At 34.1% G+C, this 8260-nt stretch carries 7 protein-coding genes and 2 pseudogenes; 7 read left to right on the forward strand and 2 right to left on the reverse strand.

What is annotated here, in order from left to right:
- A pseudogene (locus VFS71_RS11555) lies at positions 1-414 on the reverse strand (oxidoreductase); the annotation flags it as partial.
- Positions 415-611: 197 nt separating this feature from the next.
- On the opposite strand from VFS71_RS11555, the gene VFS71_RS11560 reads away from it, so the two are divergent.
- Together VFS71_RS11560 and VFS71_RS11565 are read left to right on the forward strand one after the other, a co-directional pair.
- Positions 612-1391: a class I SAM-dependent methyltransferase gene (locus VFS71_RS11560; RefSeq protein ID WP_326401420.1), complete on the forward strand. Its 780-nt coding sequence runs from the start codon at positions 612-614 to the stop codon at positions 1389-1391.
- A 30-nt stretch (positions 1392-1421) separates the two neighbouring features.
- Positions 1422-2051 (forward strand): carbonic anhydrase, encoded by a 630-nt coding sequence (locus tag VFS71_RS11565; RefSeq protein ID WP_326401421.1) that lies wholly within the window; start codon positions 1422-1424, stop codon positions 2049-2051.
- 431 nt (positions 2052-2482) lie between these two features.
- Here VFS71_RS11565 and VFS71_RS11570 read toward each other — a convergent pair whose 3' ends face one another.
- A complete protein-coding gene (locus tag VFS71_RS11570; protein WP_326401422.1) occupies positions 2483-3157 on the reverse strand; it encodes a hypothetical protein in 675 nt (224 codons plus the stop codon).
- 494 nt (positions 3158-3651) lie between these two features.
- Here VFS71_RS11570 and VFS71_RS11575 point away from each other — a divergent pair, with 494 nt between their 5' ends.
- From VFS71_RS11575 to secA, 5 genes and pseudogenes are all read left to right on the forward strand, one after another.
- Positions 3652-4368, forward strand: coding sequence for an ABC transporter ATP-binding protein (locus VFS71_RS11575; protein ID WP_326401424.1), 717 nt, complete (start codon positions 3652-3654; stop codon positions 4366-4368).
- Between the two features lie 70 nt (positions 4369-4438).
- On the forward strand, positions 4439-5296 hold the full coding sequence (locus VFS71_RS11580; protein WP_326401425.1) for a hypothetical protein: 858 nt from the start codon (positions 4439-4441) through the stop codon (positions 5294-5296).
- 74 nt (positions 5297-5370) lie between these two features.
- Complete coding sequence (locus VFS71_RS11585) at positions 5371-5940, forward strand: cob(I)yrinic acid a,c-diamide adenosyltransferase (RefSeq protein WP_326401426.1); 570 nt, start codon at positions 5371-5373, stop codon at positions 5938-5940.
- A gap of 187 nt (positions 5941-6127) precedes the next feature.
- Positions 6128-6349: a DUF2795 domain-containing protein gene (locus VFS71_RS11590; protein ID WP_007138072.1), complete on the forward strand. Its 222-nt coding sequence runs from the start codon at positions 6128-6130 to the stop codon at positions 6347-6349.
- A 95-nt stretch (positions 6350-6444) separates the two neighbouring features.
- A pseudogene (gene secA, locus VFS71_RS11595) lies at positions 6445-8260 on the forward strand (preprotein translocase subunit SecA); the annotation flags it as partial.

Consider the following 8260-nt stretch of genomic DNA (forward strand, 5'->3'; position numbering starts at 1 on the left):
TGAGTCGTAAAAATGATGCATTTTGGTAAACTCTGTTTTGCACACATAACATTTTCTGGGCGTCTCCAGTTCCAACTGTTCTTTACTGGCAAGATCACTCTGACCCAAAAGTTTTGGAGCCACAAAAATACTTGCTTCACGCGCAGAACGAATACCAGTTTCCTTGCGAGCCGTTCTGTCTTTCTTTTCTTGTTTTCGTTTGGCCAATGCTTTTCCGTCCTTTTTCCTTTTGGCAAACTCATCCCGATCGGGACGGGAAAATTGTCCAGCAGCTTTGATTAGTGCTATTCTTTCTTCTTTTGGTATTTCAAAAATTTGGTCAATATCGGTATTCAATTGTGTTAAAATAGCGATACATTGATTTATTTCTTCCAATGTTATTACACCCCTATCCTCTATTACTTCCTTCATCATCATAAAAAATTCATTGCTATTATTGGCATAAATTATAAGGGCGCAAATATAGTCTTTAAATATAAGTCAAAAACCAAAAGCCTGTCCAAAATGCTTACAGCTATGCCCCTTTACAACTTTCCCCTTTAAGACTTTGGACTTTGGCCCATTATCTTAGTATCTTCGCCAATACTTTGCAAAACCCTGATTGAGCTTTTATGTTATTTCAAATAAAATCCTATTTACAATTTCTTTGGCATTCCAAAAACGAACATGCTGTACACTCACCATTTGTATTTAGTTTACTGACCAAATGTTTTTATAACAAGGAGTTCAAATCAGAGTATAATGTTTTAAAAAATTACCGAAACGGGCTTTTACTAAACAAAAATACCATTGATGTTACTGATTTTGGAGCTGGTTCCAGAGTTTTTAAATCCAACACGAGACAAATTGCTCAGATTACCAAAACAGCCGGAATTTCACCCAAGCGAGCCCAATTATTGTTTCGAATTGTGAATTATTTCAAACCTGAAAGTATTTTAGAAATTGGAACTTCCCTTGGATTGGCTACTTCTGCCCTATCATTGGGAAATCCAAAAGCATCCATCATAACTTTAGAAGGTTGTCCGGAAACAGCCAAACAAGCTCAATTGCAATTGCAAAAATTCAATTGCAATAATGTAGAATTAATTGTAACAGAATTTAGTAGCTATCTTAAAAACAATCAGCCATCAACCATCAACCATCAACTAATCTACTTCGACGGAAACCATTCTAAAAAAGCAACCTTAGAATATTTCGAATTACTTTTGCCTACGATAACCAATGAAACAGTATGGATATTCGATGACATACACTGGTCTTCAGAAATGGAAGAAGCCTGGGAAATCATAAAAAATAATCCAAAAGTTACCGTAAGTATTGATACTTTTCAATGGGGATTGGTTTTCTTTAGATATGAACAACCCAAACAGCATTTTGTAATCAGAACTTAGATTTGTACATTTAAAATTCAAAATCACATTATGGATATCAAACAAATTTTTGAAAATAACAGAAAATGGATCATTAAACAACTCCAAACTGACGAGCATTATTTCGAAAAACTCTCAAAAGGACAATCACCTGAATTTCTCTATATTGGTTGTTCGGATAGCCGAGTTTCTGCCGAAGAGCTTATGGGATTGGAACCAGGGGAAGTTTTTGTGCATCGCAATATTGCCAATATGGTTCCCAATACTGATCTAAACTCCATGTCGGTAATCAATTATGCGGTAGTACAATTGAAAGTTAATCACATTGTTGTATGTGGACACTATGGCTGCGGTGGTGTACTTTCCGCTATGCAACAATCTGATTTGGGAATATTAAATCCCTGGCTAAGAAACATTAGGGATGTTTACCGAATCCATCAGAAAACACTTGATGCCATAGCCAATGAAGAGGAAAAATACAAAAAACTAGTGGAATTGAACGTACAGGAACAATGTATCAACGTCATCAAAACTGCCGAGGTTCAAAAAGCATTCAAAGAAAGAGGTTTAAGAGTGTATGGATGGATTTTTGATATTCATACTGGGAAATTAATTGACCTAAATATCAACTTTACCGAAATATTGAAAGACATCACTAAAATTTATAAAATTTCGAACTAGCAATCTACAAAGCAATTTATAAATCAAAAAACGACTTACATTAAGCTCTCTTTTTGTTTCCAATAAATTTAAAATTGAAACTAGTTAAAATAAGGCATGTATAAAAAAAAAGACAGTCACCCCCATGACTGTCAATTCCCATTTTGAATAACTAAATCTATAAAATATATAGAACTAAAATTTTCAAAATACAAAGTTTGAATAGATAACCTACTAACTGTTCTTAGAAACTTTTAATGGAACAAATTTACAGCATAGGAATCAAAAGATAAAGTTAAAAATCGTTAAAATACACATAAAATCGATTAAATTCACAAATTCTTATATTTAACATTTATTTTCTTTCTAAATTAACAAAAAATTAAGCTAATATTTAAATAAAAAAATGACAACCATTTCAGATTGTCATTTTTCATTGAATCAATATTTAATTACCCTTTTGCTTTTGCCATTTCATCAGATTTAGCTCCCATTCTATTCAAAGTGTACATTGGTGCAAATTTCAATTTCAATCCAGCTATTTTATGGTTATCGCTTGAAGTAAGACCTTCATTTTCTACAGTATTTTTTCTACTGTCCAATGCTTCATACATCAACTTCACTTCGTCCCAATCCTCACGAGTATAACTGTCTTTATTTTTATGGGCTGTATCCACAAACATTTGATAAACACTAAGAATATTTTTGGCATTTACCCAGTTAAAATTCATATCATTCCCAACTTTTCCTTCTCCAAACAGTGCATCTCTTAATCGTTGTTTAGGGCTTGCTGCAATTATAGCCTGATTTGCAGCTTCTTCTTCAGCAATCATTTTAGCTTTCAATTCTTCATATTTAGCTCTACTGGAATTAATACGTTCTTGTGCTTTTACATCATCTTTCAAATTCTGTAAAGCTGCTTCTGCTTCTGCATTTCTCAATTCATAAGTAGCTTGAATAGATTCCCAATTTTCTTTTGTCGCTACAGAATCCATTTTTCCTAATGAATCAACATAGACAACATAAGTTTCTACTGATTTCTCAGCTTGTATTTTTTTCTCATCCTTACAAGATGAAAATCCCAAAGCAATTACTGCCATTCCTAATAATAATTTTCTAGTTTCCATAATATTTGATTTGTTTTACATTTCTCCATCAAATGTACCCCCAGTCATATCATATTTAATTTTAATGTAGTAATTATACAAACAATCAAAAAAATTCTGAAACAAATGAAAATTACACAAACAAAAAAAAGCTTAAACAATACAATAACAACATTTTAACTCCATTGATTAAGACACAAAAGTTTATATGGGCGTGCCCCTCCGTCTCGTCCCAAAAGACGAGACTACGGGTCGTGCTGTTCGTTCCCGCTTTTATTGAATTGCACCTTTAAAGGCGGTGCAATTCAATAAAGAGCTCCACTGCCATCACTCACGCGAGCGACTGCTAACGAACAAAATTGATTTAAACAGGTACTCCTAACATTAGAATTAATCTCAGCCAAAATGATATTTCATCCAATACAATTGTAACAAAAATCCAACTGTAACTACTTATCATAAATCAAAAAGTCTTTTGTACTTTTAAAACCGAAAATCAACAATCCTGTATTCTAATGAAAAACCCACTTATAAAAATCACCAATATCAAGAGAGACTTTGTGCTTGGAAACGAAATTGTATATGTATTAAAAGGCATTGATTTAAAAATTAATAAGGGGGAATATGTAGCCTTAATGGGACCTTCGGGATCTGGAAAATCTACATTAATGAATTTATTGGGTTGTTTGGACACCCCCACTTCCGGAACTTACATTTTAAACGGAAAAGATGTAAGCCACATGAAAGACGACGAATTGGCCGAAATTCGAAACAAAGAGATTGGTTTTGTTTTCCAAACATTTAATCTTTTACCTAGAACAACTGCGCTTGATAATGTTGCTTTACCCATGATCTATGCAGGCCATTCAAAAGCAGAACGAAATACTCGCGCCACCGAAGTACTCAATCAAGTAAATCTTGGAGACAGAATGGATCATCAACCCAATCAGCTTTCAGGAGGACAACGTCAACGTGTCGCTATCGCAAGAGCATTGGTCAACAAGCCCTCTATCATTCTTGCCGATGAGCCAACAGGAAACCTGGACAGTAAAACCTCTTTGGAAATCATGAAACTTTTTGGAGATATTCATGCACTAGGAAATACTGTAATCTTAGTAACTCACGAAGAAGAAATCGCAGCTTATGCGCATCGTGTAATCCGTTTACGAGATGGAATTATTGAGAGCGATACCGTAAAGGAACAATATCGTGAAGAAACAGTATATAAATAACAGTATTCAGCATAGCATTTTTAGAATTATCCTATAAATAATTCCCCAAAACCTTAGAACCTAAAAGCAAATGACAATTGGTTTACTTACCTGTGAAAAACTTCCTGACTTAACAATCCCAGATCAACAATTAATTCCAGAACTAGCCAAACACAATCTCGTTGCAAAAGCGGTGATTTGGAGTGATAAAACCATCAATTGGAGTGATTTTGATTATTTGATCTTTCGCAATACTTGGGATTACTTTGAGAAAGAAACCGAATTTAATCTTTGGCTCGACCAAATAGAACAATTGGGCATTAAAACACTCAATCCAATTGAAATCATTAAGCAAAATAAGCATAAATTTTATTTACGCGAAATGGAAAAGGAAGGGGTTTCAATTCTTCCCACTATTTTCATTGACAAAATCGAGCATCTGAATATTGCCGAAATAATTCCAAAACATTGGAAAAAAGCAGTTATAAAACCTGCTTTTTCTGCAGGTTCCTATCAAACATCCGTTTTTGATACATCAGATATCAAAAATACAAATGACGAATACACAAAAATAGCGCGCGAAAAAGAATTGCTTTTACAGGAATTCATACCAGAAATCCAAACATTAGGAGAAACCTCTTTTATCTTTTTCAATAAAAAATTCTCACATGCAATCAATAAAAAACCAATTGATGGTGATTTTAGAGTGCAATCCCAATTTGGAGGAAGATATACTTTGATAGAACCAAGCCAAGAATTAATAGACAAAGCCCAAAAAGTCGTAAATACTTTTCATGACAAATTATTATATGCCCGAGTTGATGGAATTATAATTGGTACTGAATTACAATTAATGGAAATAGAATGTATCGAACCTGATTTATATTTTGACATTAGTGAAGGTGCATTGAAACGGTTTGTTACTTCAATAATCGAATTAATAAAGTAATTTTGTTTTTAAATCTAACTACGGTAGAATTCTGATCTAAATCAACATTCTACAATCTAAAATCATAAATTCAGATGAAAGTATACACAAAAACCGGAGATGGCGGAACTACTGCCCTTTTTGGTGGAACTCGCGTACCAAAAGACCATGCCCGCATAGAAAGTTATGGAACTGTAGACGAATTAAATTCCTATATTGGACTTATTCGTGACCAAGAAATAAATAGTCATTACAAAGACATACTAATTGAAGTACAAGACCGACTTTTTACGATAGGTGCAATTCTGGCAACTCCTCCTGAGAAAGAAGTAATGAAAAACGGTGAACTTCGATTAAAAAAACTTGGAATAACAGAAACCGACATCGAATTATTGGAAAAAGAAATAGACGGTATGGAAGAAGCGCTTCCACCAATGACTCATTTTGTTTTACCTGGTGGACACCAAACTGTGTCATATTGTCATATAACTAGATGCGTTTGTCGCCGTGCAGAGCGTTTAGCAGTGCATTTAAGTCATAATGAACCTGTTGCCGAAATAGCGATTAAATACTTAAACCGACTTTCTGACTATCTTTTTGTATTGGCACGAAAATTGTCTCTTGATCTACAGGCTGATGAAGTGAAATGGATACCTAGAAAATAGGGTCAAATTTACTGATGACAGTTTTCAGTTAACAGCATTTAGGGAAGATTTTCAGTTTTAAAATCTGGAATATCTTAGTCAAAATATGTTGTCTGAAAATACGTTCTTAATTTTAAAAAAAATAAATCATTTTTTACTTGTCTTTTTCAGTAAAAAATTTATTTTTGCACAAACTAAATCGACAAATATGTATTGGACATTAGAATTAGCATCGTATTTAAGCGATGCCCCGTGGCCTGCTAACAAAGACGAACTTATTGACTACGCTATTAGAGCAGGAGCTCCATTAGAAGTAGTAGAAAACCTTCAATCTATTGAGGATGAAGGCGAGATATATGAATCAATGGAAGAAATTTGGCCAGATTATCCTACGGACGAAGATTATCTTTGGAACGAGGATGAATATTAAAAAAGTAAACCAAGAAAAAGTCTCAAAAGAGGCTTTTTTTTTGTTTAATTTTACACAGATATACAAGTTACATTAAATAGAAATAAAAATAAATCATGAGTTTCATAAACAGTATTATTAAAATCTTTGTTGGAGATAAATCTGAGAAAGATGTCAAAGCTTTACAACCGTATTTAAATAAAATAAAGACTTTTGAAAGCCCTTTACAATCCTTGTCAAATGATGAATTAAGAGCAAGAACCACTTTTTTCAAAGAAAAAATAAAACAAGCTCGTGCCGAAAAAGATGCCAAAATTGCTGCCCTTAAAGTGGAAGTAGAAAGCATTGAAGACATTGACAAACGCGAAGATATTTACCTTGCAATTGATGCTCTTGAAAAAGAAGCTTACGATATATCTGAGAAAACATTAATGGAGATTCTTCCTGAAGCTTTTGCAGTTGTTAAAGAAACAGCAAGACGTTTCAAGGATAACACACAAATAGTAGTTACTGCTACCGCAAAAGACAGAGAACTTTCAGCTACAAAAAGTTACATTACTCTTGATGGCGATAACGCTATTTGGGCCAATACTTGGAATGCTGCCGGTAAAGAAATTACCTGGGATATGATTCACTATGACGTTCAATTAATTGGTGGAATGGTTTTGCACGAAGGTAAAGTTGCCGAAATGCAAACAGGGGAAGGAAAAACATTGGTCGCTACTTTGCCATTATACTTGAATGCTTTGACTGGAAACGGTGTGCATTTGGTAACCGTGAATGACTATTTGGCCAAACGTGATAGTACTTGGAAAGCTCCATTATTCGAATTTCACGGAATGACTGTAGATTGTATTGACAATCACCAACCTAGTACTGAAGGAAGAAAAAATGCATACAACGCAGACATCACTTACGGTACCAACAATGAATTTGGTTTTGACTACCTAAGAGATAACATGGCACATTCGCCAGAAGATTTAGTTCAAAGAAAACACAATTACGCCATTGTCGATGAGGTCGATTCGGTTTTAATTGATGATGCCCGTACACCTCTTATCATTTCTGGCCCTGTTCCTCAAGGAGACCGCCATGAATTTAATGAGTTGAAACCAAAAATTGAAAATTTGGTAGCGTTACAACGTCAATTGGCAAATGGTTTTCTTGCTGAAGCTAAAAAATTAATCAAAGAAGGAAATACCAAAGATGGTGGTTTCTTATTATTGAGAGCTTACAGAAGTTTACCTAAAAACAAAGCATTGATCAAGTTTTTGAGTGAAGAAGGAATTAAACAATTACTTCAAAAAACCGAAAATCAATACATGCAGGACAACAATCGCGAAATGCCAAAAGTGGATGAAGCTTTGTATTTTGTAATTGAAGAAAAAAACAATCAAGTTAGCTTAACAGATAATGGTATCAAATTCCTTTCAGGAGATACTGAAGCCGACTTTTTTGTACTTCCGGACATTGGAACTGAAATTGCAGCTATTGAAAAGAAAAAATTAGACAAGGATGCCGAAGCGGAAGAAAAAGAAAGATTATTCCAAGATTTCGGAGTGAAAAGCGAACGTATCCATACTTTGACACAACTTTTGAAAGCGTATAGCCTTTTTGAAAAAGATGTGGAATATGTAATCATGGACAACAAAATCATGATTGTAGATGAGCAAACAGGTCGTATCATGGATGGTCGTCGTTATTCTGACGGTTTACACCAAGCGATTGAAGCCAAAGAAAACGTAAAAATTGAAGCTGCTACACAAACATTTGCTACCATTACATTGCAGAATTATTTCAGAATGTACAACAAATTGGGTGGTATGACCGGTACAGCTGTTACTGAAGCTGGTGAGTTATGGGAAATCTACAAACTAGATGTGGTAGAGATTCCTACTAACAGACCAATGGCTCGTATTGACAAAGAAGATT

Source organism: Flavobacterium sp., from assembly GCF_035760125.1.
In the GTDB taxonomy this organism is placed as follows: Bacteria; Bacteroidota; Bacteroidia; order Flavobacteriales; family Flavobacteriaceae; genus Flavobacterium.

Excerpts from the sequence above, each read along its gene's own strand:
- VFS71_RS11560 (WP_326401420.1), top strand. The coding sequence starts at position 612 with ATGTTATTTCAAATAAAATCCTATTTACAATTTCTTTGGCATTCCAAA.
- VFS71_RS11565 (WP_326401421.1), top strand. The coding sequence starts at position 1,422 with ATGGATATCAAACAAATTTTTGAAAATAACAGAAAATGGATCATTAAA.
- VFS71_RS11570 (WP_326401422.1), bottom strand. The coding sequence starts at position 3,157 with ATGGAAACTAGAAAATTATTATTAGGAATGGCAGTAATTGCTTTGGGA.
- VFS71_RS11575 (WP_326401424.1), top strand. The coding sequence starts at position 3,652 with ATGAAAAACCCACTTATAAAAATCACCAATATCAAGAGAGACTTTGTG.
- VFS71_RS11580 (WP_326401425.1), top strand. The coding sequence starts at position 4,439 with ATGACAATTGGTTTACTTACCTGTGAAAAACTTCCTGACTTAACAATC.
- VFS71_RS11585 (WP_326401426.1), top strand. The coding sequence starts at position 5,371 with ATGAAAGTATACACAAAAACCGGAGATGGCGGAACTACTGCCCTTTTT.
- VFS71_RS11590 (WP_007138072.1), top strand. The coding sequence starts at position 6,128 with ATGTATTGGACATTAGAATTAGCATCGTATTTAAGCGATGCCCCGTGG.